This is a genomic window from Stenotrophomonas sp. YJH_SMC_79, assembly GCF_059367995.1.
The window spans coordinates 1,057,416-1,080,755 of sequence record NZ_JCAFRK010000001.1 but is presented as its reverse complement, the minus strand read 5'-3'; the positions used below and the strand labels follow the sequence as shown (position 1 = coordinate 1,080,755).

Below are 23,340 nucleotides of genomic sequence, written 5' to 3'. Positions count from 1 at the left end.
TCTGTGCGTCGCCTCCCCTGAGCCGCCGAGCATAGCGCGCCACCCGGGGGGCAATGGAAGCCCGTAAACCCCGAATCGTGCGCCCGTACGTTTTTCCTGCTGTCCGTAGCCCCTTCCGAGCCATGACCCTCGCCCTGCCCGCCCCCGCCACCGGCTATGCGCCATCGCCTGCAGGCCTTACCCTGTACGCCGTGGAAGCCAGCGCACTGCCAACCGATGAAGCCTTGATGCTGGCCTGGGCCGGTGGCGACCTGCGTGCGTTCGAAAGCCTGTATGCGCGCCATCGCAAGCGCCTGTTCGGCTTCCTGCTGCGGCAACTGCGCGACAACGCGCTGGCCGAGGAGATCTTCCAGGACGTCTGGCAGCGGGTGATCAGCGCGCGCGCCGGCTGGCAACCCGAGGCAGCGTTCAGCACCTGGCTGTTCCGCATCGCCCACAACCGCCTGAACGACCATTGGCGTGCCGCCCGTCATCGCCCGGCTGCACCGGCCGACGCCGATCTGCGCCTGGCAGCGATCGAGGATGGGCAGACCCCGGAAGGCGAGCTTTCCGAATTCGAACAACGTCGCCGCATCCAGCTGGCGATGGAACAACTGCCGCCCGAACAGCGCGAAGTGCTGCAGCTGCGGCTGGATCAGGAACTGAGCCTGGAGGAGATCGGCCAGATCACCGGCGTGGGCCGGGAAACCGTGAAATCGCGGCTGCGCTATGCGATGGACAAGCTGCGTGCGGGACTGAACGCATGAACCGAGACGAACCCCTGACGCCGGAAGAACGCGAGCTGGCCCGGCTGCTCGGCCGTCGCGCCGAGCAGGCTCCGCCCGCTGCGCTGGATGCTGCCATCCTGGCTGCGGCGCATGCCGCCGTGGATGCTCCGGCCGCTGGCGCCGTTGCCTCTCCCGAGGCGCCGCGCACGCAGCGCACACGCCCGCGTTGGCCGGCAGTATTCGGCATCGCCGCCTCGATGGTATTCGCCATCGGTATCGCCTGGCAGCTGCGTCCGGAACCGCCGCCGGTTCCGGCCGGTGAGGCCGCTGTTGCGGCGGCACCAGCTGCGGCAGAAGACGCTGCGGCTGCCGATCAGGCCGCTGATAGCAGTGCAGCCGACAGCCCGGTGGCGGCTGCGGAACCGGCCGCTGCGCCCGCAGCGCCCGAGGCAGGCCCTGTTGCCGCTGCCCCGGCACCGGCCATCGCGCGCGCGCGCAAGCCTGCGCCGGCCGAGACCGCTGAAGCGCCTGCCCGGGCTGCACGATCGATGGCTGCAGATGCGGCCGCCGATACCTCCTTTGCGGCCCTTCCACCCGCTCCGGCCGCAGCGCCGGCCGCAGCGCCGCCTGCACCACCGGCACCCACCGCCTACTCGGCACCCGCACCGGCACCGGCACCGGCATTCGCGCCGGCAGCGTCCGGGGCGCTGAAAGCACGCACGGCCGCAGCACCGGCAGCCAATGCCGCCGAAGTCGAGCGGGCGCAGGCGTTGGACCGGGTAGAAATCACCTCGATGAAGCGTGAGGCTCCCAGCCGTTCCGCACCGGGCGTCATGCGTCGCGGCAGCGAAGCCGGACTGAGTGCGGACACGGTGCAGGCCGAAGTAGACGCCGACGCGCGCCTGCCGCGCCGGCAATGGCTGCAGAAGATCCGCGAGCGCCGTGACCAGGACCAGCGCGACCTCGCCCGCGCCAGCCTGGAACGCTACATCCAGCAGTACCCGGAATCGCGACTGCCGCGCGACCTGCGCCCGCTGCTGGACGACTGAAGCGGACGGGAATACCCGGCAACCCCGTAGAATGGTGGGAATGCCCGATACCCTCGCCCAGCCGGTCAGCCACACGCTGGAAGTCAAACACAGCCGTTTCATCGCCCATGCCACGCCGATCGATGGCGCCGCAGCGGCCATGGCATTCCTGCAGCAGGTCGCGGTGGCCGATGCCACCCACAACTGCTGGGCCTACCGGCACGGGCAGGACTATCGCTCCAGCGACGATGGCGAGCCGGCCGGCACGGCTGGACGTCCGATCCTGGCGGCGATCGACGGCCAGGGTTTCGACCAGGTGATGGTGGTGGTGACGCGCTGGTTCGGCGGCATCAAGCTCGGGGCCGGCGGCCTGGTCCGGGCGTACGGCGGCGCCGCCGCAGAATGCCTGCGCACCGCACCGCGGCTGGCGCTGGTCGCCATGGCACGGCTGCAGCTGCAGGCCGGCTTCGAAGACCTGGGCACCCTGCATGCGGCCCTGCCGGCATTCGGCGCGGAGAAGCGCGATGAACAGTTCGACGCGAACGGGGTGCGCCTGCGCGTTGAATTGCCGGCCGATCAGGTCGACGCATTGAAAATCCGCCTGCGCGACGCCACTCGTGACCGTATCCGCATAGAAGACGACCACCAGGATGACTGACAAGGACGGCGCCCCCGCCTCGCCCCCGCCACTGCGCCGCCTCGGCAGCCTGCGCACGCTATGGCCGTTCGTGCGCCGCCACAGTGGCCTGTTCACCGCCTGGCTGCTGGCCCTGGCAGTGTCTTCGGCGGCCACACTGAGCCTGCCGCCGGCGGTCAAGCAGATGATCGACCATGGCTTCAGCAGCGGCGGCCAGATCAACCGCGCCTTCGCCCTGCTGATGCTGGTGGCCGTGGTGCTGGCCCTGGCCACCGCCGCACGCTTCTACTTCGTGTCACTGCTGGGCGAAAAGGTCGTGGCTGACCTGCGCAGCCGCCTGTACGCCCACCTGATCCAGCTCGGTGCCGGGTTCCATGACCGCAGCCGCAGCGGCGAGCTGGTCTCGCGCCTGACCGCCGACAGTGAACTGCTGCGCAGCGTGGTCGGCTCGACCATGTCGGTGGCATTGCGCAGCAGCGTCACGGTGGTTGGCAGCCTGGCGATGCTGTTCGTCACCAGCCCACGGCTGGCGGCGTGGTCGCTGCTGGGCATTCCGCTTGCGGTCCTGCCGATCATCATCGGTGCGCGCAAGCTGCGCACTGTCGCGCGCAGCAGCCAGGACCGCATCGCCGATGCCAACAGCCTGGCCAGCGAGACCCTGGGCGCCGTACGGACGGTGCAGGCGCATGCACGCGAGCCCTACGAGCGCGGCCGCTTCGACCACGCACTGGGCGATGCCATCAAGGCCGCGCGGCGCCGCATCGGTGCGCAGTCGCTGGTCACCGCCAGCGCCATCCTGCTGGTGTTCGGCGCCATCGTCGGCGTGCTGTGGCTGGGTGCGCACGATGTCATCGACGGTCGCCTCAGCGCAGGCACCCTGGGCCAGTTCGTGCTGTATGCACTGATCGGCGGTGGCTCGGTCGGTGCGCTGGCCGAAGTCTGGAACGAACTGCAGCGCGCGGCCGGCGGCATGGGCCGCATCGGCGAACTGCTGCAGGAAGACATCGAGATCCGCGCGCCGGCGCAGCCGCACTTGCTGCCGCAGCCGCTGCGTGGCGAGATCCAGTTCGACGACGTGGTGTTCCACTATCCGCAGCGCCCGGACCAGGCCGCGCTGGACCATTTCAACCTGCATGTCCGCCCGGGTGAGACCGTGGCTTTGGTCGGCCCGTCGGGCGCAGGCAAGAGCACAGTGCTGTCGATGCTGCTGCGCTTCCACGATCCGGCCGGCGGCCGCATCTGCGTGGATGGCATCGACGTGCGCCAGGTCGACCCGGCCGAACTGCGCGCGCAGCTGGCGCTGGTGCCGCAACAGCCGACGCTGTTCGCGGCCAGTGCACGCGACAACATCCGCTATGGCCGCCTGCAGGCCAGCGACAGCGAGGTCGAGGCTGCCGCACGCGCCGCCGAGGCGGACGGCTTCCTGCGCGCGTTGCCGCAGGGCTATGACAGTGAGCTGGGCGAGCGTGGCGCCCGCTTGTCCGGCGGCCAGCAGCAGCGTGTGGCGATTGCCCGCGCACTGCTGAAGGACGCACCGATCCTGTTGCTGGACGAAGCCACCAGCGCGCTGGACGCACAGAGCGAGCATGGCGTGCAGCAGGCCCTGGAGCGCTTGATGGCGGGCCGCACCACGCTGGTGATCGCGCACCGCCTGGCCACCGTACTCAAGGCCGACCGTATCGTGGTGATGGACCAGGGCCGCATCGTGGCGGAAGGGACGCACGCACAGCTGCTGGCCGAAGGCGGCCTGTACGCTGAACTGGCACGACTGCAGTTCATCGATTGATGACGGCCGGCTAACATCGGCGGAGTGAAGCTGGCACCGCATCAACAGCATCCGCTGAAGGAGGTGCAGGATGTCGTTCCGTCAGTTTCCCGCCGTCGACAGCAACGGTGAAAGCCACATCATCATCGAGTTCAAGCCCGAGGCGAATGGCAGCGGGCACCACTCCGAAGCCACGCCCCGTTACGAGCTCGACGACGGTCGATTGCTGGTGCGCAATGGCCGCGAATTCACCACCAGCGGTGGTGAGCTGAGGCTGACGATCTGAGGTGCGCCGGGCATGGCCCGGCGCGACCGGATTTCGCATCGCCCTGCTTTGGCAGGTGCCGACCTTGGTCGGCACGCGTTTCGCCAAAAGGAGTCGAGCATGGCTCGACGCTACAAGAAGGCGTGGTCAATTTTTGACCAGCCATCTTGACAGCCTTGGCTGCCAAGGGCTGCGCGCGGTTATCCACATGTTTGCGCAGAAGCCATCCACACCGCCTGTGGATGAATGCGATCAGCCGAGCACGCGCCCGATGCCGCTGGCGTCCACTTCGGCCGCCGCCACGGTGATCGCTGCAGGGTCGCTGCCCGCAACGAAACCGATGCGGAAATGGACTTCGCCGCCAGGGGTGCGCGAGGAGTGGATCGAAGCCAGGCTGATGCGATGCTGCTCGAACACGTTCAGCAGTTCGCGCAACGACCCCGGCCGGTCTTCCGGCAGGTGCACCGACAGCGCGTTGCGCTCGGTCAGGTCTGCCAGCAGATAGCCCACGCGTTCGAAGGTGTAGTTGCCCTCGGCCAGCGCCTGCTCGCCGAACGCGCTGCGATTGGCCGACAACAGCTGCTCACGGAATGCACTGCGTGCAGTGTCGTCGCCCTGCCCGACCTGGGCCTGCAGGGCCTGAAGTTGGGCGACCAAGCGCTCCAGCATCGGCGCAACGTACGGGTTGCCGAACTGGATGTCCTCATAGATTGCCGGGTTCAACGACAGGATGCGCGAGATGATTGCGGTATCCAGTTCGAACGACGCCGAGCGGTACGGCATCATCGCGGCCAGGTCGCCCAGCTGCGGCTGGTACTGGCGCAGCACGCCGGCCTGGGCCAGATGGGTGGCGTGCACCATCGCCTGCACCAGCGCCATCATCTGGTCGTGGTGCTGCGGGGTGGCGCGCACGCACTCGGCCTGCAGCGTCGCGCACAACGCATCGACCCAGGGTTGCCAGTGCTTCAGCCGTGCTTCGCAGACCACCATTACCCGGCCCTTCAGGGTGGGTGCCTTGGGCGGCGCGGTCATCGGGTGCAGCCCGACCACCTCGGCCTGCGAGGCCAGCATCGCCTGCACCGGCGCCTCCTTCACCGAGGTCACGTCCAGCCACAGGCGATCGCGCTCGCGGCCTGCGGACTGCCGCGCGTATTCGGCGATCAACGCGGGCGTATGCCGGATCGGCGCCGAGAACACCAGCACGTCGGCCAGCGCCAACAGGTGTTCCGGCGTATGCGAGTCCGGATCGGCCGGATCGTGGCCGATCACCTGCAGCTGCATGTGCTGCTGGAAGAAGCGGCTCAACCAGCGCCCGTAGGCGCCGGCGCTTCCGACGATGCCGACCGTGCGCGGCGTGCGTTCGAGCAGGCCGCTCATGCCACGCGTTCGGCGCGGAAGCGTGCGCCATCGGCCAGGGCAGCGGGTGCTGCGACGATCACGTCGAACTCTTCGAAACCGTTGTCCAGGGTCGCTTCCAATGCCGCATGGGTACCGGCGATGGCGCGCGAGATCGCCTGCTGCATCGATTCACCGCGCAGCAGGAACGACACCACCAGCGACATCAACACATCGCCAGTGCCGGCCACGTCCACCGGCAGCAGCGGCGAGGTCCAGCGCCAGGTTTCCTCGCGGCCAACGGCCAGGGTCACCAGTTCACCCGGGTTGCCGCCCACGCTGTGCGCGATCACCCAGTGCGGACCACGGTCCAGCAGCGTGCGTGCGGCGGCGATGGCATCGGCTTCGGCCAACGCAGGCATGCCGGTAAGGCGATTGAGTTCGAATGCATTCGGCGTGACCAGCCAGGCATGCGGCAGCAGGCGCTCGGCGAAGATCGCTTCCAGGCCCGGCTCCACATAGGGGCCGGTGTGGGTGTCACCAATTACCGGATCCAGGCAGTAACGCAGCTGCGGGCAGGCCGGCAGGATCTCGTCCAGCCAGTCGGCGAAGGCGGCGCCGTTGGCCGTACTGCCGAAATAGCCGGACACCAGCATCTTCGCCCGCTGCGGCAGGCCGCGCTCGTGGGTGCCCAGCAACAGGTCGGCGAACCAGTCGGCGGGCAGCACGCGACCGCGCGTGGTGTCGTAGAACGGCGCATTGCTCAGCAACACGGTCGGGATCTCCGCCACGCGCACGCCGAGTGCTCGCATCGGCGGCACGGCGGCGCTGTTGCCGGCATGGCCGTAGACAAGTTGCGACTGGACCGAGATGACATCGATCGGCGACGGGCCGTCGGGCCGCAGGCGGCGGCCGTGGACCAAGTGGTTATCAAGGGATTCGCTCATGGCCGCATTCTACGCCCAAGGGGGTTTTCGGCAGGGCTTGCAGCCCTGCACCTGCTCGATGCAACGGCAACGGCAAAAGCCAAAGCGGGCTATCCGTGGGATGGCGGGGCGGTGTCGGAGTGCGGGGACGCCGTGAACCCGTCCTTGGGGGCTTGGCAGCCGCATCCATGCGGCTGACACCCCGCACTCCGACACCGCCCCACCTCTGACAGGTTCACGCGGCTGTTGGCAACTGCGGCTGTTGTTCCGCGCGCCTGTAGGTAGGTGTCGACCTTGGTCGACACATCTGCCAGATATCGAATGAATTCATCCACGCATGGCGTGGCTCTACTGGCAACTGCGGCTGTTGGTAGGTGTCGACCGTTGGTCGACACGTCTGTCAAATATCGATATCCGACCCCGTGCCGACCAACGGTCGGCACCCACCAAAGCAGAACGCTGTCCAACAGATCGCGGCCAACTGTCGAAGGCGGGGTGGGTCCAGTTGAGGGGGCGTGAGCGCCATGGATGGCGCGACCGAGCTTACATGGACGTACTTGCAGCGTCCCCCTCAACCGGCCCCACCCCGCCAACCCACGGATAGCCAGCTTCTGCTGTTGACGTTGACGTTGCTTCGGCAGGTGCAGGGCTGCAAGCCCTGCAAACCAAACCCCCTCAGTGAGCAGCAGGCCGCGACGGCGGCAGCCACGCCGCCACGATGCCCAGCAGCGGCAGGAACGCGGTCAGCTGGTAGACGTACTCAATGCTGGTCTTGTCCGCCAGCAGGCCTAGCACGGCAGCACCCAGACCACCCATGCCGAACGCAAAGCCGAAGAACAGGCCGGACACCATGCCGATGCGGTGCGGCATCATCTCCTGCGCATAGACCACGATCGCCGAAAACGCCGAGGACAGAACGAAACCGATCAGTACCGCCAGCACCGTGGTCCAGAACAGGTCGGCGTGCGGCAGCATCAGTGCGAACGGCGCCACGCCCAGGATCGAGGTCCAGATGATCGGCTTGCGGCCGATGCGGTCTCCCAGCGGGCCACCGAGGAAGCCGCCGGCGGCAGACGCCACCAGGAACGCGAACAGATGCAGCTGCGCCTGCGCGACCGGAATGCCGAAGTGGTGGATCAGGTAGAAGGTGAAGTAGCTGCCGATGCTGGCCATGTAGAAGTACTTGCTGAAGATCAGCACCAGCAGGATCGCCAGCACCTTGGCCACGGTGCGCGGCGGATGGCGTGGAGCCATCGAGGCGGTGCTGGCCGGGCGCGGGGTGCCCAGGTGCAGCGCGTACCAGCGGCCGACATAGGTCAGCAATGCGATGCCGATCAGGGCGGCGCCGGCAAACCACGAGGCGGCATGCTGGCCGTACGGCACGATCACCGCCGCTGCAATCAGCGGGCCCAGCGCGGTACCGAAGTTGCCGCCGACCTGGAACACCGACTGCGCGAAGCCATGGCGGCCCCCCGAGGCCAGCCGCGCGATGCGCGAGGCTTCCGGATGGAAGATGGCCGAACCAATGCCGACCATCGCCGCCGCCATCAGCACCACCGCGTAGTTCGGTGCGAAGCCGAGCAGCAGCATGCCGCACAGGGTCGAGGCCATGCCGATCGGCAGCGAGTACGGCGCCGGACGGCGGTCGGTGGCCATGCCGATCAACGGCTGGAAGATCGAGGCGGTGAGCTGGTAGGTCAGCGTGATCAGGCCGATCTGGGTGAAGCTCAGGTTGAAGCCGCCCTTGATCACTGGATAGATGGCCAGGATCAGCGACTGCATCATGTCGTTGACGACATGCGAGGTGGAAATGGCAGCCAGCACGCCGGGAGCCACCGGGCGTGAGGTTGTTGCGGGAGAAGCCAGAGTCGACATGGACACAGTCAGGTTGGGGGCGAGCCACGCATGCTACGGTTGCGCTCTCTTCCCTTCTGCCGCGTTCGGGTCATGCCCTATCGCAAAAAGGACATTGCCAGCGACGTCGATCCCGCCGCACCGTGGCGGGAGGTGCCGCTGCATCGCCCTGTCACCTACCGGGTCACCCAATACCCGGCCGGCACCCATATCGCCGGGCACAAGCACCAGCGCCACCAGCTGGTCTACGCCATCTCCGGACTGATGGTGGTGCGCTCGGAGGTGGGCCGCTGGGTAGTGCCCTCGACCCGCGCGATCTGGATGCCGGCGGGCATGGTGCACGCGGTGGACTGCATCGCCGCCGTGCACATGCGCAGCCTGTACATCGATCCATCGTTCGCCCCGCAGTTGCCAGCCGAACCGTTCGCGGTGCAGGTGGCACCGCTGCTGCGCGAACTGCTGCAGGCAGCCACCCTGATCAAGGGCGAGCACATTGAAGACAGCCGCGATGGCCGCGTGGTGCGCCTGCTGCTGGACGAACTGCATCGCATGGACGTGCTGCCGCTGCACCTGCCCGCCCCCACCGATCCGCGTCTGCAGCGGATCTGCCAGCACCTGCAGAAGCATCCGGGTGACGACGCCACGCTGCAGGACTGGGCGCAGGCGCTGGAGGTGGACGTGAAAACCATCCAGCGGCATTTCGCCGGCGAACTGGGCATGACCTTCGGCCAGTGGCGGCAGCAGGCGCGGTTGCTGGCGGCGCTGGAACGGCTGGCGGTCGGCGACAAGGTCATCGATGTCGCGATGGCGATGGGGTATGACAGCCCCAGCGCGTTCACCAGCATGTTCAAACGGCAGCTGGGGCAAACGCCGGCGGCGTTTTTCCGGTGAGCATTCCCCGGTAGCGCCGGGCCACGCTGGCAGAATGCAGCCGCGCCCGCAAACGAAAACGCCGGGCATCGCCCGGCGCTACCGTTCAACGCTTCCGTTGAAAACTCAGGACGTCATCCGGTCCCAGAAGCCCTTTACGCCATCCATGAAGGTGGCCGACTTCGGCGAATGCTTGCGCGCTTCCTCACCGACGAAGGTGGCTTCGAACTGCTCCAGCAGCTTGCGCTGCTCGTTGGTGAGGTTGACCGGGGTCTCCACCACCACGCGGCAGTACAGGTCGCCCTCGCTGCGGCTGCGCACCGAACGTACGCCCTTGCCACGCAGGCGGAACAGCTTGCCGGTCTGGGTCTCGGCCGGGATGCGGATTTCCGCTTCGCCGCCGAGGGTGGCCACACGCACGGTGTCGCCCAGTGCCGCCTGCGAGATGCGGATCGGCACTTCACAGTGCAGATCGTCACCATCGCGCTGGAAGATCGCATGCTCGCGCACGCGCACTTCCACGTACAGGTCACCTGGCGGCGTGCCGGCCGGACCAGCCTCGCCCTCGCCCTGCAGGCGGATGCGGTCACCGGTATCGACGCCCGCAGGCACCTTCACCGACAGCACCTTGTCTTCCTCGACACGGCCGTTGCCGTGGCAGGTCTTGCAGGGCTTGGCGATGATCTGGCCACGGCCGCCGCAGTTGTGGCAGGCCTGCTGCATGGCGAAGATGCCGCGCTGGATGCGCACCTGGCCGCGGCCATGGCACACGTTGCAGGTCTCGACCTTGCCGTCTTCCGAGCCACTGCCATCGCAGTCGCCGCACTCGGCCAGGGTCGGGATCTCGATCCGGCGCTCGACGCCGCGCACGGCTTCTTCCAGGTCCAGCTCCATCACGTAGCCGATGTCGGCACCGCGACGGGCCTGGCGCGGACCACCGCCGCCACCGCCAAAAATGTTGCCGAAGATATCGCCGAAGATATCGTTCATGTCCGGGCCGCCCGGACCGCCACCACCACCCATGCCGTGCTCGAACGCAGCGTGGCCGTGGCTGTCGTACATGCGGCGCTTGTTGCCGTCGGACAGCACTTCGTAGGCTTCCTTGCACTCCTTGAAGGAGGCTTCGGCCGCCGCATCACCCGGGTTGCGGTCCGGGTGGAACTTCATCGCGCAGCGACGGTAGGCCTTCTTCAGCTCTTCGTCGGTGGCGGTGCGGGCAACGCCCAGCACTTCGTAGTAATCGCGCTTGCTCATATCGTGGATCTGGTTCCGGAAAGTCGGGATTCGTCAAAGCGGAAGAGCGGAACCAGGTCCGCTCTTGCGTCGGGCGCCCCGACACGCCGGTGGGCGGTCAGGACCCTGATGCGACAACGGGACGCTGGTTGCCAGCGTCCCGTGTCGGTCCGGATCAGGACTTCTTGTCGTCCTTGACTTCGGTGAACTCGGCGTCGACCACGTCGTCCTGCGCCTTGCCGGCATTGCCGGCATCGGCACCCGGGGCACCGCCCTGGTCGGCCGAAGCAGCGGCGAACAGCGACTGGCCAGCTTCTTCCAGTGCCTTCGACTTGGCTTCGATCTGTGCCTTGTCGTCACCCTTCATCGCGGTCTCCAGGTCGGCCAGCGCCGCCTCGACCTTGCCGATCACTTCGCCACCGACCTTGCTGCCGTGCTCGGTGATCGCGCTGCGGGTGCCGTGGATCAGGGCGTCGGCCTGGTTGCGGGCCTGCACCAGTTCCTGGAACTTCTTGTCTTCTTCGCGGTTGGCTTCCGCGTCGGCGACCATGCGTGCGATCTCTTCCTCGGACAGGCCCGAACCGGCCTTGATCTCGACCTTCTGTTCCTTGTTGGTCTTCTTGTCCTTGGCCGACACATGCAGGATGCCGTTGGCGTCGATGTCGAAGGACACTTCCACCTGCGGCAGGCCACGCGGGGCCGGCTCGATGCCGGACAGGTCGAACTTGGCCAGCGACTTGTTGAAGCGGGCCTGTTCGCGCTCACCCTGCAGCACATGCACGGTCACGGCCGACTGGTTGTCCTCGGCGGTGGAGAACACCTGCGAGGCCTTGGTCGGGATGGTGGTGTTCTTCTCGATGATCTTGGTGAACACGCCGCCCATGGTCTCGATGCCCAGCGACAGCGGGGTCACGTCCAGCAGCAGAACGTCCTTGACGTCGCCGCCCAGCACGCCGCCCTGGATCGCAGCACCCAGTGCCACGGCTTCGTCCGGGTTGACGTCCTTGCGCGGTTCCTTGCCGAAGAACTCGGTCACCGCCTGCTGCACCTTCGGCATGCGGGTCTGGCCACCGACCAGGATCACTTCGCTGATGTCGCTCGAACGCAGGCCGGCATCGTTCAGGGCGACGCGGCACGGCTCGATCGACTTCTTGATCAGGTCTTCCACCAGCGCTTCCAGCTTGGCGCGGGTCAGCTTGATGTTCAGGTGCTTCGGACCCGACGCGTCAGCGGTGACGTACGGCAGGTTCACTTCGGTCTGCTGGGCGCTGGACAGCTCGATCTTGGCGCGCTCGGCAGCGTCCTTCAGGCGCTGCAGGGCCAGCGGATCCTTGCGCAGGTCGATGCCCTGGTCCTTGTTGAACTCTTCAACCAGGTACTCGATGACGCGGTTGTCGAAGTCTTCGCCGCCCAGGAAGGTGTCGCCGTTGGTGGCCAGCACTTCGAACTGCTTCTCACCGTCGACGTTGGCGATCTCGATCACCGAGACGTCGAAGGTGCCGCCGCCCAGGTCGTACACCACGATCTTGCGATCCTTGTTGTCGCCCTTGTCCAGGCCATAGGCCAGCGCGGCCGCGGTCGGCTCGTTGATGATGCGCTTGACGTCCAGGCCGGCGATGCGGCCGGCGTCCTTGGTCGCCTGGCGCTGGCTGTCATTGAAGTAGGCCGGCACGGTGATGACCGCTTCGGTGACCTTCTCACCAAGGAAGTCCTCGGCGGTCTTCTTCATCTTTTCCAGCACCTTGGCCGAGATTTCCTGCGGGGCCATCTTCTTGCCGTCGCTGGTCGACACCCAGGCGTCGCCATTGTCATGGGCCAGGATGCCGTACGGGACGTGCGCGATGTCCTTCTGCACTTCGGCGTCGGTGAACTTGCGGCCGATCAGGCGCTTCACCGCGTAGAAGGTGTTCTTCGGGTTGGTCACGGCCTGGCGCTTGGCCGAGGCGCCGACCAGGACTTCGCCGTCCTTGGTGTAGGCGACGATCGACGGGGTGGTGCGATCGCCTTCCGAATTCTCGATGACGCGGGCCTTGCCGCCGTCCATGATCGCCACGCACGAGTTGGTGGTGCCGAGGTCGATACCAATGATCTTGCCCATGGGGGAGACTCCTGAGGATGCTTGTTGGGGTCAGTCCGGCCGTTCGGCCGGTGGATGAATACGATGTGGGGGAGGCTCGTGGAACATTCAAGCCATCTCCCGAACGCTGTGTTTCCGGTCGTCCGGCGCGTTCAGCGTCGGGCCGGGTCGCGGGTCATTCCGCCTCCCGGCCCGGCAGGGTCAGTCGGCGGCCACCACCACCAGCGCCGGCCGCAGCAGGCGCTCGTTGAGCAGGTAGCCCTTCTGGAACACGGTCACCACGGTGCCGGGGGCGGCGCCCGGGGCCGGCACCTGGCTGATGGCCTGGTGGTGTTCCGGGTTGAACGGCTGGCCGGTCGGGTCCAGCAGGACCAGGCCATTGTCACCGGCAACCTTCAGCAGCTGCTTGTAGGTCAGCTCCAGGCCTTCGCGCAACGGGTGGGCGTCGTCGCCGGCAGCCTTCAGGCCAGCATCCAGGCTGTCGAATACCGGCAGCAGCTCCCCAAGCAGCTTCTCGTTGGCGAACTTGCGGGCCTGCTCGATGTCACGGGCAACGCGCTTGCGCTGGTTCTCCAGGTCGGCGCGCTCACGCAGCGCATCGGCCTTGACCTGTTCAACTTCAGCGCGCAGGCGCTCCACTTCGTCATTGACGCCGGCGGCGGCGGCCGCATCGGCGGCACTCTGCTGGGATTCGATATCTGGATGTTCGTGGTTCATGTCTGGGTCCCTGGCGGTCAATCTCCGCCTCCACCCACCCTAGTGTGGGCGGGATGCTGCGTTTCAAGCGTCGGATGTTCCCGGCGTGCGGCCGGCCGGCGAAAAGGCCGCGCCGAGCACATCGGCGGTGGCCTGGACCAGCGGGATCACACGGTCGTAGGCCATCCGCTTGGGGCCGATCACGCCCAGCACGCCCAGCACCTGGCCGTTGGCGGTGTACGGGGCGGTGACCAGCGAGACGCCCTGCAGCGGCATCATCCCGGTCTCCTCGCCGATGAAGATGCGCACGCCGGGGGCCTGGATGGTCCGTTCCAGCAGCTGCAGGATTTCGCGTTTGCTGGAGAACAGCTCGAAGAGCTCGCGCAGGCGCTCAAGGTCGGACAGGTCCTGTACCCCCATCAGGCGGGTCTGGCCGGCCACCAGCATGTCGTCGGCCGCCGGCTGCAGGGCCTGCTCGGCCAGCTCGATGCTGTGCGCCAGCAGCTGCTCCAGCTCGGAACGGGCATCGCGTAGTTCCAGCAGCAGGCGAGTGCGGATCTCGGCCATCGGCAGGCCGGCGAAATGGGCATTGAGGTAGTTGGCCACCTGCTCCAGCTGGCCCGGCGCGAACTCCTGGCGGGTCTCGATGACCCGGTTCTGCACCTCGTTGTCGGCAAACACCAGGATCGCCAGCACCCGGCGCCCGTCCAGTGCCACGAAATCGATCTGGCGGAAAGCAAACTGCTCGCGCCGCGGCGCACTGACCACGCCGACGAAGTGGCTCATCGCCGACAGCAGCTCCGAGGCGCTGCCGAGCAGGGCCTGGGTGCTGCCGCCACCGGCCAGCTCCTGGCGCAACCGGGCCAGCTCGCCCTCGCCCGGCGGCTGCATCTGCAGCAGGCCGTCGACGAACACCCGGTAGCCATGCGCGGTCGGGATGCGCCCGGCCGAGGTGTGCGGTGACGCCAGCAGCCCCAGGTCTTCCAGGTCGCCGAGGATGTTGCGGATGGTGGCCGGACTGACCTCCAGGCCGGCCACGCGCGCCAGCGTCTGCGAGCCGACCGGCTCACCGTCCTGGATGTAACGCGCGATCAGCGTGCGCAGCAGATGGCGCGCACGTGGGGCAAGCTGGTCGGGAGAACCGTGCATGGAATCAACCTGTGAGACACGGACACTAGATAATGGCGGCGCATCACCTTGGCAAGTCATTGGACCTCCCTCGCCCGCGTGCTAGCGTTGCGCGGCTGCTGATACCCCCGTACCCATGCTCAGACATCTTTCGATCAAGGATTTTGCCGTCGTCCGCGCCACCGAACTGGAGTTCGGGCCAGGCATGACCGTGGTTTCAGGCGAGACCGGCGCCGGCAAGTCGCTGATGGTCGACGCGCTGGGCTTCCTGTCCGGCCTGCGCGCCGACAGCGGCGTGGTCCGCCACGGCGCCGCCCGTGCCGAGCTTTCGGCCGAGTTCGCGTTGGAGCAGCTGCAGGCCGCGCGCCAGTGGCTGGCCGACAACGAGCTGGACGACGAAGAACAATGCCAGCTGCGCCGCGTGATCCGTGCCGACGGCGGTTCGCGGGCGTGGATCAATGGCCGCCCGGTGACCCTGGCCCAGCTGGGCGACCTGGCCTCGTTGCTGGTGGAGATCCACGGCCAGCACGAACAGCAGGCCCTGTTGACGCGCCCGTCGCAGCTGGCCCTGCTGGACGCCTATGCCGGCAACGAAAACGAGCGTCGCCAGGTGCGCCGCGCCGCTGCCGCCTGGCAGGCGCTGGTCGATGAATCGCTGGCGCTGTCGCAACAGGGCGACGTGAGTGACAGGATAGGCTTCTTGGAACACCAGCTGCGCGAACTGGACCGTGAAGACCTGGAGCCGGAGTCGATCGCGGCACTCGGTGCCAGCCACCGTCGCCAGGCCCACGCCAGCGCCCTGCTGAGCGCCTGCCAGGCCGCCAGCAACCAGCTCAACGGCGACGACGGCAGTTCCGCACTGGACCTGCTGCAGCAGGTGCGCCACGAGCTGTCGCGCCTGATCGAACACGACCCGCGCCTGGGCGAGGTGGACGGCCTGATCGAGAACGCCTCGATCCAGCTGCACGAAGCCCTGTCGCTGCTGGACCGCGTACATGACGACCTCGACGCCGACCCGGAGCAGTTCGAGGAGAATGAGCGCCGCCTCGGCCGCCTGCACGACCTGGCCCGCAAGCACCGCGTGCCGATGGACGAGCTGGGCGCGCAGCGCGAGCGCATGCACGCCGAAGTGGAGCAGCTGCGCGGCGCCGACGAACGCCTGCAGCGCCTGGCCGGCGAGATCGACAAGGCCGCCGCCGCCTGGCGCGCACAGGCCGAAGTGCTGACCGCCAGCCGTCGCAGCGCTGCTGCCGAACTGTCGGCCACCACCACCGGCATCATCGCCGAGCTGGGCATGGGCGGCGGCCAGTTCCTGATCGAACTGGAACCGCAGGACGCCGGCAAGCCGGACCCGCAGGGTGCCGAGCGTGTGGAGTTCCTGGTGGCGGCCAACGCCGGCCAGCCGCCGCGCGCCCTGCGCAAGGTGGCCTCGGGCGGTGAACTGTCGCGCATTTCGCTGGCCATCGAAGTGGCCGCGCTGGACCTGGATGCGGTGCCGACCATGGTGTTCGACGAGGTCGACTCCGGCATCGGCGGCGCAGTGGCGGACATCGTTGGCCAGAAGCTGCGCGCCCTCGGCGAGAAGCGGCAGGTGCTGTGCGTGACCCACCTGCCGCAGGTCGCCTCCAAGGGCCATGCCCATTACCGGGTCAGCAAGGCGCCGGTGGAAGGCATGACCCAGAGCGCGGTGGAAAAGCTGGACAGCAAGGCGCGCGAGGAAGAGCTGGCGCGCATGCTGGGCGGCGTGGAAGTGAGCAAGGAAGCGCGCGCCGCCGCCCGCAAGCTGCTGCAGGTGTAACGCCTGTTCGCGGTTATCCACGCATGGCGTGGATCTACAACGCGCGCGGTAGTGCCGGCCGCTGGCCGGCACCCCGATGCGGGTGGGCGAAGATCGTGAGGTTGCCGGCCAGCGGCCGGCACTACCCCCGTGGCTGCGTCAGGTCGACGTTCTCCACCAGGAAATCAAGAAACGCGCGCACCCGCAGCGGCAGGTAGCCGCCCTGCCCCAGGAACACCGCGTGCACCTCTTCCAGGTCACCGGGATTGGCTTCCTCCAGCACCGGCAGCAGGCGTCCGGCAGCGATGTCGGCCTGCACCTGGAACGCGGCCAGCCGTGCCATGCCCAGACCACCCAGCACCAGCTGGCGCAGCGCATCGCCGTTGCTGGCACGGGCATTGCCACTGGGCAGCAGCATCCGCTCGCGTCCGTCCTGCAGCAGCGGCCACCCCTGCATCGCACGTGCATGGCCGATGTCCAGCCGATTGTGTGACTGCAGCTCCTCAGCGTTGCGCGGCAGTCCATGCCGCTGCGCGTAGGCCGGTGCGGTCACGATCATCATCCGCGTCGCGCCCAGCCGCCGTGCCACCAGGCTGGAGCTCTTCAGCGGACCGGCCCGCACCGCCACGTCGGTGCGCTGCTCCAGCAGGTCGATCACCTCGTCGTTGAGGGTCAGGTCCACGCCTACCTGCGGGTTGCGCTGCAGGAACGCCGGCAGCAGCGGCAACAGGAAATGCTGGCCGAACGGCACATTGGAATTGACCCGCAGGCGTCCACGCGGCTCGGCGTGAGCACTGGCACAGCGCTCGGCCTCGTCCAGGTCGGCCAGCACGCGCAGGCCGCGCTCGTAGAACGCGCAGCCCTCCGGAGTCAGCTGCAGCTGGCGGGTGGAGCGTTGCAGCAGGCGCGTACCCAACCGTTGTTCCAGCCTCGCCACCAGCTTGCTGACCGCCGACGGGGTCATCTCCAACGTTCGGGCGGCCGCGGAAAAGCCGCCGGTCTCGATCACCCGCACGAACACTTCCAGTTCGCCGGATCGGTTGATGTCGGAGCGCGCCATGGCAATGAATCCAGTTCACAGATGGTTGTCCATGCGCAGTCTAGTTCACAGATGAGTGCGGAATCACCATGGCCTTCCCTCCAGCCGGGATTTCCCAATGAACCGCTTCAGCCAGCTCGCCGCCACTGCATTGATCGGCCTGTCCAGCGCCGCCAGCCCCGCCCCTGCCTCGCACTGGGTTGCCAGCTGGCAGGCCAGCCCGCAACCGGTCTGGGGAGCGGACTTCCTGTTCCCGTCATTGATACCGGCGTCGCTGCACGACCAGACCTTCCGCCAGACCGCGCGCATCAGCCTGGGCGGCCCGCGCCTGCGGGTGCGGTTGAGCAATGCCCATGGCACCCGCCCGCTGCGGATCGGCGGCGCCAGCGTGGCGCCGCAGGCAGGTGCGACGCCGCAGCCGCTCCGCTTCGATGGCCGGCCCGAGGTGCTGATCGGCCCCGGCCAGGAACGGCTGAGCGACCCGCTGTCGCTGGCTGTACAGGATGGCCAGGCGCTGCAGGTCAGCGTCTTTGTGCCAGCGCCGACGCCGCTGCAAACCTTTCATTGGGAGGGCCGCCAGACCAGTTGGATCGCCCCCGGCGACCAGAGCCTGGCACGCGGGCTGGACCGGGCCAGCACCACCACGGCCCGCCTGTTCCTGACCGGTATCTAGGGCGAGGCACCGGCCAGCGCGCGCAGCGTGGTGGTGATCGGCGATTCGATCACCGACGGCGCCACCGCCAGCCTCGACCGGGACCAGCGCTGGACCGACCATCTGGCCGCGCGCCTGGCACCGCGTGGCGTGGCGGTGGTCAATGCCGGTATCTCCGGTGGCCGCCTCTTGCGCGACGGCATGGGGAAGTCCGCGCTGGTCCGTTTCCACCGCGATGCACTGGATCAGCCTGGCGTGTCCAGCGTGATCGTGCTGGTTGGCATCAATGACATCAGCTGGCCCGGCACCGCCTTCGCCCTCAAGCAGGCGCGGCCCACGCTTGCCGAACTGCAGGCGGGGTATCGCGCCCTGGCCGAACAGGCCCACCACCGTGGCGTTCGGATCGTGGGCGTCACGCTGACACCGTTCGCCGACGCCCTGCCCGGCACGCCGCTGGACGACTACTACCAGCCGGACAAGGATGCCCTGCGCCGCCAGCTCAATGCCTGGCTGCGCACGGACAGTCCGTTTGACGCGGTGATCGACCTGGATGCCGCGCTGCGCGACCCGGCCGATCCGTCACGGATGGCCGCTGCTTACGACTCCGGCGATCACCTGCACCCGGGCGATGCGGGGAACCGGGCGATGGCCGAGGCGGTGGATCTGGAGGTTCTGATGGGTCCATCCACGCATGGCGTGGATCTACCGTAAGCAACGAAAAACCCCGGGCAAGCCCGGGGTTTCGTCGCTTATGGCTGGGCGGATCGGCTTACTTGCGCTTCTTGCGCACGTACAGCACCAGCGAGTGCTCTTCCAGCTCGTAGCCGTGGTCGGCTGCAATCTTGCGCTGCAGCTCCTCGATCTCGTGGCTTTCAAACTCGATGATCTTGCCGCTGTCCACGTCGACCATATGGTCGTGGTGGCCGCCACGGTCCAGCTCGTAGACGGCCTGGCCGCCTTCGAAATTGTGCTTGAGCACGAGGCCGGCGGCCTCGAACTGGGTCAGCACCCGGTACACCGTAGCCAGGCCGATCTCATCGCCATGCTCCAGCAGCTGGCGGTAGATGTCTTCGGCGGTCATGTGGTGCTGGGCATTGCGCTGTTCGAGCAGCGCCAGGATCCGCATCCGTGGATGGGTCACCTTCAGGCCGACTTTTCGCAGGTCGTGGGTTTCCATAGGTCTCCGTTCATTGGCGATTTAGCGCCAGCTGCCTCGGATTGGGTCGCGGTGGCACGCCGGGAGTGTATCATCGGTTTGATTTCCCCAACCGCCAGTCCCGATGCGCAATCTCCTGTTGGTCGCCGCCGTCGCCCTGTCCACCACCGGGTGCGGCATCATCTACAAGCAACCCATCTATCAGGGCAACCTGATCCGGGAAGATGCCGTGGCCAAGCTGCAGGTCGGGCAGAGCAAGCAGCAGGTCACCGCGCTGCTGGGCACCCCGTCCATTCCCGATCCGTTCCACGCCCAGCGCTGGGACTACACCTCCAGCCAGCGCGTGAACCGCCTGGGCCGCACCGAAGTGAAGAACTTCGTGGTGTTCTTCGAGAATGACACCGTGACCCGTTGGGAAGGCGATTACTTCCCGGGCAATGACAAGGCCCTGGCCCAGCAGACCGTGCGCCAGTTCGGCCGCAACCTGCCGAAGGACAAGAAGAAGAAGGGCCGCTGAGGCCCCCTGTCCGTCCCCACGGACGGGTTGCGGGCATCAACCGCCGAGCGCGCGTCGCCGGCGGTTGTCCTTTGGGTCGGCCAGCAACGGGCGTAGCAGCTCGATGCGGTCACCCTCCAGCACCACCTGCTGCGGGCGCGCCAGTACGCCATGCACGGCCGCGGCCGGGCATCGGTCACTGCCTTCCAGCGCGGCGGCGGCAATGGCATCGGCCACGGTCGCGCCCTCGTCCAGCTGCAGCCGGCGCGACAGCACGTGCTGCGGCCAGGCGAGTACCACCTCGACCTCGATCATCGCTCAGGCCTCGTCGGCGACGCGGACGAAATCATTGACCATCCGATCGGCCAGACCCTGGAAGCCGATCGCCAGGGCCGGCCCCAGCAGGCGCGAGCTGGGCTCGAATTCCAGGGTCAGGGTGACCTTGCAGGCGTCCTCGGCCAGTGCATGGAATTCCCAGCGGCCGTGCAACTGCTTGAACGGGCCATCGCGCAGCTGCATGTCGATGCTGTGCGGGCGCTGCAGGGTGTTTTCGGTCTGGAACCAGGTGCTGAACGAACCCAGGCCCAGGTCCAGGCGCGCCACCAGGCGGTCCTCGCCCTGCTCCAGGATCTGGGCAGCCGAGCACCAGCGGAAGCGGCGCGGATAGGCCTGGACATCGTTGACCAGGTCGAACATGCGCGCGGACGAATGCTCGACCAGGGCGCTGCGGCGGATAGTAGGCATGAATACAGGACGTTTCGGCAATCGACCGGGCGGGCCCGAATCGGAGACAATACGGAAATGAGCAAGAACAGCGGCAAGGATAAAGCAAAGAGCGCGACGGCCAACAAGACCATCGCGTTGAACAAGCGTGCCCGCCACGAGTACCACATCGAAGAGCGCTTCGAGGCCGGCCTGGCCCTGCAGGGCTGGGAGGTGAAGTCGATCCGCGCTGGCCGCGGCAACATCATCGATGCCTACGCCTACGTGAAGCACGGCGAGATCTTCCTGATCGGCGCCCAGATCACCCCGTTGATCCAGGCCTCCACCCACGTAGTCGCCAACGACCGGCGCGAGCGCAAGCTGCTGCTGCACCGGAGCGAGATCGACAAGCTGGTCGGCAAGGTCGAGCGCGATGGCTACACGATCGTGCCGACCGCGATGTACTGGAGCAAGAACAAGATCAAGCTCGAAGTCGCGCTGGCCAAGGGCAAGCAGACCCACGACAAGCGCGATGCCGCCAAGGATCGCGACTGGGCGATCGAGAAGCAGCGCGTGATGCGTCGCGGCAACCGCGACGCGTAAGGCTGCAGTACCGGGCCATGCCTGGCGGCCTTGGTTTTCTGTAGAGCCGAGCCATGCTCGGCTGCCCTGGTTTTCTGTAGAGCCGAGCCATGCTCGGCTTCGGCGAAGAAGCAGTCGAGCATGGCTCGACTCTACAAAAGGCGGATCACCCTGCCAGCACGCCCTGCCCGCGCATGCGCGGCGCCAGCGCCGCGTGCATCACCGCCAGGTGCATCACCACCGCCAGTTCCGGCGCATGGCGATCATCCCCCCTCCGCCACTGCTGGGCCAGCTGCGCGGCATCATCCGGCAGCAAGGACAGCAGCTGGGCATCATCCAGCGCATCGGCCGCGCCCTGCAGCTGGCGCGCCATCTGCCGCGACTGCCACACGTGCACGCCAATACTGAGACTGGCCAGCGACATCAGCACCACAGCCAGCCCGTGCTCGAACCACTGCGACAGCACTTCCGGCCCCCACAGCAGGGCCGCCAGTACGGCCAGGCCCGGCAGGCGCCAGCCGAGCCAATGGATGCGACCGCGCTGCGACCAGTGCACCACCACCGCGCTGGCGATCAGCGCGGCCGCAGCCGTGGCCGGCAGCTCGGTCAGCCAGGTGGCCGCCAGCAGCACCGCCAGCACCGCCCAGACCCAGCCCGGCGGCAACGCGCGCCGCTGGTAGTCGGCACCGACCGGCCCGATCAGCTGTCGCAGGCTGCGTTGTTGGCTTGCATCGGTCACCCACCGTCTCCGTGTCTGTACTGGCTTGGATGGTCGTCGCCAGTGTGTCGCAAATTCGTGCCAATGAAGTTACCAATCCGCTATGACGGCGGCTCTACAACTTCTTGCGGATTGCCAGAATGCGCGGGCAGGCGCCAACCCTGCGGACCGGATACCCCGGCGTGCCGATCAACGCCGCTCGTCTTCTGGAGCGCTGCAGGCAGACGCCGCAGCTCGCAGCAAGGGGCCCACCTCCAGGCGTGGCGCGGGGCCGCGGGCCGGGAAGGCCATTGCAAGCGCCTTCGCCGTACGGTCGGCCTGCGGCTGCACGTACCAGGCGCTCTCCGCCGACAGTGCCTCGCCCCGCACCTGCTGCTCGAAGCGGTACTGGCCCCAGTAGATCGCCAGCGGCTCTTCCAGTGCATTGAGGGGGTTGGGCAGTGCCAGGGCCTCCGGGCACAACGCGGCGAAGGACTCGGCCAGGAGCCGCCGCTGCGGCGCTGGCTGTCCCGCCGAAAGAAAATGACTGAACTCATGCATCACGATCGGCGCCCAATCCTCGTCGGTCTCGAACGTCGAGAACAGCAGGATGTAGCCCCCGCGCAGCTTGGCCTGGGTTCGTTCCGCCTCGGGCCACCATACGAAGCGGACCTGGAAGACGGGCGAATCGTCCACGTTGAAGAACACCTTCATCTGCTGGGCCAGCGCCAGCACTGCAGGCGCGGCCAGTTGCCGGGCAAGCAATGCCTGCTGCGCAACAAACGGCGCCTGGGCCGCCAGCAGCTGTTCGGCATGTGGCGCGAAGTGCGCATAGTAGCGGCGCAGCAGCAGCTGATCCTCCCTGTCCTGCCCCGCGATGGCGGCGTCAACAGCTGCGGTGAAGGACGGCACGGCCAGGAAATACCTCGCGTAAGGATCGCCGGTGCGGGTGTCAGCACCCGCGAACAGGCGATCAGCCGGCGCCGATGGTTCCCTACCGCTCCGCGCAAGCGGTGACGTGCGCTGTCGGAAAGCCGCGTAGTCGGCCAACAGCGCCCGGTCCTGATCGCTCAGGCCAAAGCGGCGTTGCCACGCTTCCCGATACACCGGCGAGGTGTATCCAGGCAGCCAGTCCGGCAGGTTGTCCAGCAGATTGAACAGATCCAGCGCCCGGCTGTAGCGGGCATCCACCGAATAGGGAGGCTCCGCCGCCTGGAGCGTGCAGAACGGCATCGCCACCAGGACGGCGAGTGCTGCGGCAGCACCACGGAATCGCAGAATGCGGGAGCTGGAGGGCATGGCCGGGGCCGTCCGCGGAAGGGCGTTGACCGATTCGAGCACGCCGCTGCGGTGACCACAACGTGCCAAGCGGCATGGGCGGAGCCCGCGACGGGCGGATGACCCCTCCGCCGGCTCCATCGTGTATTTCCAAGTTCCGACTCCCGTGCGTGACTGTTCAGCCGTATTGCCGTAACACTCGCGGCGCTGGGCAGGCCCTGCCCGTGGCGACACGGAATCGGCCCTGCACCTTGCAGCACTGTAGAAACCGGGGGTGCATTGTCCCCGTGACGCCATCGGCGCCGGTTTCCAGGAAGCAGAAATAACGAAGCTCATCAATGCCTTAGCTTGACGGGCTTTTTTGTTCATGACTGCCGTATGGGCAGAAATGGGCATGGATTGGCAGCAACTTGCCAGCTTTCTTGCCAGCTTTTGAAGCT

22 protein-coding genes and 1 pseudogene are annotated in these 23,340 nt (G+C 67.4%); 10 read left to right on the top strand and 13 right to left on the bottom strand.

From position 1 onward, the window contains the following. The first annotated feature begins 227 nt into the window (after positions 1–227). The 5 genes from AC5P57_RS05495 (at position 228) to AC5P57_RS05475 (ending at position 4,423) form a co-directional block, all read left to right on the top strand. Positions 228–746: an RNA polymerase sigma factor gene (locus AC5P57_RS05495; RefSeq protein ID WP_229301621.1), complete on the top strand. Its 519-nt coding sequence runs from the start codon at positions 228–230 to the stop codon at positions 744–746. Beyond that, a complete protein-coding gene (locus tag AC5P57_RS05490) occupies positions 743–1,756 on the top strand; it encodes a hypothetical protein (protein ID WP_262235612.1) in 1,014 nt (337 codons plus the stop codon). Before AC5P57_RS05495 ends, AC5P57_RS05490 begins: the two co-directional genes overlap by 4 nt. A 40-nt stretch (positions 1,757–1,796) precedes the next feature. Continuing rightward, on the top strand, positions 1,797–2,393 hold the full coding sequence (locus tag AC5P57_RS05485) for an IMPACT family protein (protein WP_099551214.1): 597 nt from the start codon (positions 1,797–1,799) through the stop codon (positions 2,391–2,393). Further along, a complete protein-coding gene (locus tag AC5P57_RS05480; RefSeq protein WP_262235611.1) occupies positions 2,386–4,158 on the top strand; it encodes an ABC transporter transmembrane domain-containing protein in 1,773 nt (590 codons plus the stop codon). Before AC5P57_RS05485 ends, AC5P57_RS05480 begins: the two co-directional genes overlap by 8 nt. Before the next feature lie 70 nt (positions 4,159–4,228). After that, the gene (locus tag AC5P57_RS05475; RefSeq protein ID WP_049458055.1) at positions 4,229–4,423 is read left to right on the top strand and encodes a hypothetical protein; all 195 of its coding nucleotides are present in this window, start codon (positions 4,229–4,231) and stop codon (positions 4,421–4,423) included. 231 nt (positions 4,424–4,654) lie between these two features. On the opposite strand, the gene AC5P57_RS05470 is transcribed toward AC5P57_RS05475, so the two are convergent. From AC5P57_RS05470 to AC5P57_RS05460, 3 genes are all read right to left on the bottom strand, one after another. Continuing rightward, on the bottom strand, positions 4,655–5,779 hold the full coding sequence (locus AC5P57_RS05470) for a prephenate dehydrogenase (protein ID WP_262235610.1): 1,125 nt from the start codon (positions 5,777–5,779) through the stop codon (positions 4,655–4,657). Next, positions 5,776–6,684: a pyridoxal kinase gene (pdxY, locus tag AC5P57_RS05465; RefSeq protein WP_262235609.1), complete on the bottom strand. Its 909-nt coding sequence runs from the start codon at positions 6,682–6,684 to the stop codon at positions 5,776–5,778. The genes AC5P57_RS05470 and pdxY overlap by 4 nt, the downstream gene beginning before the upstream one ends. A gap of 654 nt (positions 6,685–7,338) precedes the next feature. After that, positions 7,339–8,538, bottom strand: coding sequence for an MFS transporter (locus tag AC5P57_RS05460; RefSeq protein ID WP_142807759.1), 1,200 nt, complete (start codon positions 8,536–8,538; stop codon positions 7,339–7,341). 72 nt (positions 8,539–8,610) lie between these two features. Here AC5P57_RS05460 and AC5P57_RS05455 point away from each other — a divergent pair, with 72 nt between their 5' ends. Further along, positions 8,611–9,408, top strand: coding sequence for an AraC family transcriptional regulator (locus AC5P57_RS05455; RefSeq protein WP_099551176.1), 798 nt, complete (start codon positions 8,611–8,613; stop codon positions 9,406–9,408). 105 nt (positions 9,409–9,513) lie between these two features. Here the strand turns inward: AC5P57_RS05455 and dnaJ are convergent, their stop codons facing one another. From dnaJ to hrcA, 4 genes are all read right to left on the bottom strand, one after another. Beyond that, a complete protein-coding gene (gene dnaJ / locus AC5P57_RS05450; RefSeq protein ID WP_099551177.1) occupies positions 9,514–10,641 on the bottom strand; it encodes a molecular chaperone DnaJ in 1,128 nt (375 codons plus the stop codon). Positions 10,642–10,795: 154 nt separating this feature from the next. Continuing rightward, positions 10,796–12,718 (bottom strand): molecular chaperone DnaK, encoded by a 1,923-nt coding sequence (gene dnaK / locus AC5P57_RS05445; protein WP_099551178.1) that lies wholly within the window; start codon positions 12,716–12,718, stop codon positions 10,796–10,798. A gap of 180 nt (positions 12,719–12,898) precedes the next feature. Next, positions 12,899–13,414, bottom strand: a complete 516-nt coding sequence (gene grpE / locus AC5P57_RS05440; protein WP_099551179.1) for a nucleotide exchange factor GrpE — start codon at positions 13,412–13,414, stop codon at positions 12,899–12,901. A 63-nt stretch (positions 13,415–13,477) separates the two neighbouring features. Beyond that, the gene (gene hrcA / locus AC5P57_RS05435) at positions 13,478–14,542 is read right to left on the bottom strand and encodes a heat-inducible transcriptional repressor HrcA (protein WP_262235608.1); all 1,065 of its coding nucleotides are present in this window, start codon (positions 14,540–14,542) and stop codon (positions 13,478–13,480) included. 115 nt (positions 14,543–14,657) lie between these two features. On the opposite strand from hrcA, the gene recN reads away from it, so the two are divergent. Beyond that, entirely contained in the window at positions 14,658–16,319 is a 1,662-nt protein-coding gene (gene recN, locus AC5P57_RS05430; RefSeq protein WP_099551181.1) for a DNA repair protein RecN, read from the top strand. A 121-nt stretch (positions 16,320–16,440) separates the two neighbouring features. On the opposite strand, the gene AC5P57_RS05425 is transcribed toward recN, so the two are convergent. After that, positions 16,441–17,358 (bottom strand): LysR family transcriptional regulator, encoded by a 918-nt coding sequence (locus AC5P57_RS05425; protein WP_262235607.1) that lies wholly within the window; start codon positions 17,356–17,358, stop codon positions 16,441–16,443. 97 nt (positions 17,359–17,455) lie between these two features. On the opposite strand from AC5P57_RS05425, the pseudogene AC5P57_RS05420 reads away from it, so the two are divergent. Next, positions 17,456–18,700: pseudogene (locus AC5P57_RS05420) on the top strand (SGNH/GDSL hydrolase family protein). 58 nt (positions 18,701–18,758) lie between these two features. Here the strand turns inward: AC5P57_RS05420 and fur are convergent. Then, a complete protein-coding gene (gene fur, locus AC5P57_RS05415; protein ID WP_005409235.1) occupies positions 18,759–19,166 on the bottom strand; it encodes a ferric iron uptake transcriptional regulator in 408 nt (135 codons plus the stop codon). Positions 19,167–19,269: 103 nt separating this feature from the next. On the opposite strand from fur, the gene AC5P57_RS05410 reads away from it, so the two are divergent. Next, positions 19,270–19,662: an outer membrane protein assembly factor BamE gene (locus tag AC5P57_RS05410; protein ID WP_005409234.1), complete on the top strand. Its 393-nt coding sequence runs from the start codon at positions 19,270–19,272 to the stop codon at positions 19,660–19,662. A 36-nt stretch (positions 19,663–19,698) separates the two neighbouring features. On the opposite strand, the gene AC5P57_RS05405 is transcribed toward AC5P57_RS05410, so the two are convergent. Beyond that, a complete protein-coding gene (locus AC5P57_RS05405; protein WP_142807754.1) occupies positions 19,699–19,956 on the bottom strand; it encodes an RnfH family protein in 258 nt (85 codons plus the stop codon). 3 nt (positions 19,957–19,959) lie between these two features. Beyond that, positions 19,960–20,385, bottom strand: coding sequence for a type II toxin-antitoxin system RatA family toxin (locus AC5P57_RS05400; RefSeq protein ID WP_005409232.1), 426 nt, complete (start codon positions 20,383–20,385; stop codon positions 19,960–19,962). A gap of 57 nt (positions 20,386–20,442) precedes the next feature. Here AC5P57_RS05400 and smpB point away from each other — a divergent pair, with 57 nt between their 5' ends. Beyond that, positions 20,443–20,946, top strand: a complete 504-nt coding sequence (gene smpB, locus AC5P57_RS05395) for an SsrA-binding protein SmpB (RefSeq protein ID WP_005409231.1) — start codon at positions 20,443–20,445, stop codon at positions 20,944–20,946. 145 nt (positions 20,947–21,091) lie between these two features. Here smpB and AC5P57_RS05390 read toward each other — a convergent pair whose 3' ends face one another. Together AC5P57_RS05390 and AC5P57_RS05385 are read right to left on the bottom strand one after the other, a co-directional pair. After that, on the bottom strand, positions 21,092–21,664 hold the full coding sequence (locus tag AC5P57_RS05390; protein ID WP_142807752.1) for a hypothetical protein: 573 nt from the start codon (positions 21,662–21,664) through the stop codon (positions 21,092–21,094). Between the two features lie 168 nt (positions 21,665–21,832). Beyond that, complete coding sequence (locus tag AC5P57_RS05385; protein WP_262235606.1) at positions 21,833–22,963, bottom strand: hypothetical protein; 1,131 nt, start codon at positions 22,961–22,963, stop codon at positions 21,833–21,835. Positions 22,964–23,340: the final 377 nt, after the last annotated feature.

Excerpts from the sequence above, each read along its gene's own strand:
- AC5P57_RS05495 (WP_229301621.1), top strand. The coding sequence starts at position 228 with ATGCTGGCCTGGGCCGGTGGCGACCTGCGTGCGTTCGAAAGCCTGTAT.
- AC5P57_RS05490 (WP_262235612.1), top strand. The coding sequence starts at position 743 with ATGAACCGAGACGAACCCCTGACGCCGGAAGAACGCGAGCTGGCCCGG.
- AC5P57_RS05485 (WP_099551214.1), top strand. The coding sequence starts at position 1,797 with ATGCCCGATACCCTCGCCCAGCCGGTCAGCCACACGCTGGAAGTCAAA.
- AC5P57_RS05480 (WP_262235611.1), top strand. The coding sequence starts at position 2,386 with ATGACTGACAAGGACGGCGCCCCCGCCTCGCCCCCGCCACTGCGCCGC.
- AC5P57_RS05475 (WP_049458055.1), top strand. The coding sequence starts at position 4,229 with ATGTCGTTCCGTCAGTTTCCCGCCGTCGACAGCAACGGTGAAAGCCAC.
- AC5P57_RS05470 (WP_262235610.1), bottom strand. The coding sequence starts at position 5,779 with ATGAGCGGCCTGCTCGAACGCACGCCGCGCACGGTCGGCATCGTCGGA.
- pdxY (WP_262235609.1), bottom strand. The coding sequence starts at position 6,684 with ATGAGCGAATCCCTTGATAACCACTTGGTCCACGGCCGCCGCCTGCGG.
- AC5P57_RS05460 (WP_142807759.1), bottom strand. The coding sequence starts at position 8,538 with ATGTCGACTCTGGCTTCTCCCGCAACAACCTCACGCCCGGTGGCTCCC.
- AC5P57_RS05455 (WP_099551176.1), top strand. The coding sequence starts at position 8,611 with ATGCCCTATCGCAAAAAGGACATTGCCAGCGACGTCGATCCCGCCGCA.
- dnaJ (WP_099551177.1), bottom strand. The coding sequence starts at position 10,641 with ATGAGCAAGCGCGATTACTACGAAGTGCTGGGCGTTGCCCGCACCGCC.
- dnaK (WP_099551178.1), bottom strand. The coding sequence starts at position 12,718 with ATGGGCAAGATCATTGGTATCGACCTCGGCACCACCAACTCGTGCGTG.
- grpE (WP_099551179.1), bottom strand. The coding sequence starts at position 13,414 with ATGAACCACGAACATCCAGATATCGAATCCCAGCAGAGTGCCGCCGAT.
- hrcA (WP_262235608.1), bottom strand. The coding sequence starts at position 14,542 with ATGCACGGTTCTCCCGACCAGCTTGCCCCACGTGCGCGCCATCTGCTG.
- recN (WP_099551181.1), top strand. The coding sequence starts at position 14,658 with ATGCTCAGACATCTTTCGATCAAGGATTTTGCCGTCGTCCGCGCCACC.
- AC5P57_RS05425 (WP_262235607.1), bottom strand. The coding sequence starts at position 17,358 with ATGGCGCGCTCCGACATCAACCGATCCGGCGAACTGGAAGTGTTCGTG.
- fur (WP_005409235.1), bottom strand. The coding sequence starts at position 19,166 with ATGGAAACCCACGACCTGCGAAAAGTCGGCCTGAAGGTGACCCATCCA.
- AC5P57_RS05410 (WP_005409234.1), top strand. The coding sequence starts at position 19,270 with ATGCGCAATCTCCTGTTGGTCGCCGCCGTCGCCCTGTCCACCACCGGG.
- AC5P57_RS05405 (WP_142807754.1), bottom strand. The coding sequence starts at position 19,956 with ATGATCGAGGTCGAGGTGGTACTCGCCTGGCCGCAGCACGTGCTGTCG.
- AC5P57_RS05400 (WP_005409232.1), bottom strand. The coding sequence starts at position 20,385 with ATGCCTACTATCCGCCGCAGCGCCCTGGTCGAGCATTCGTCCGCGCGC.
- smpB (WP_005409231.1), top strand. The coding sequence starts at position 20,443 with ATGAGCAAGAACAGCGGCAAGGATAAAGCAAAGAGCGCGACGGCCAAC.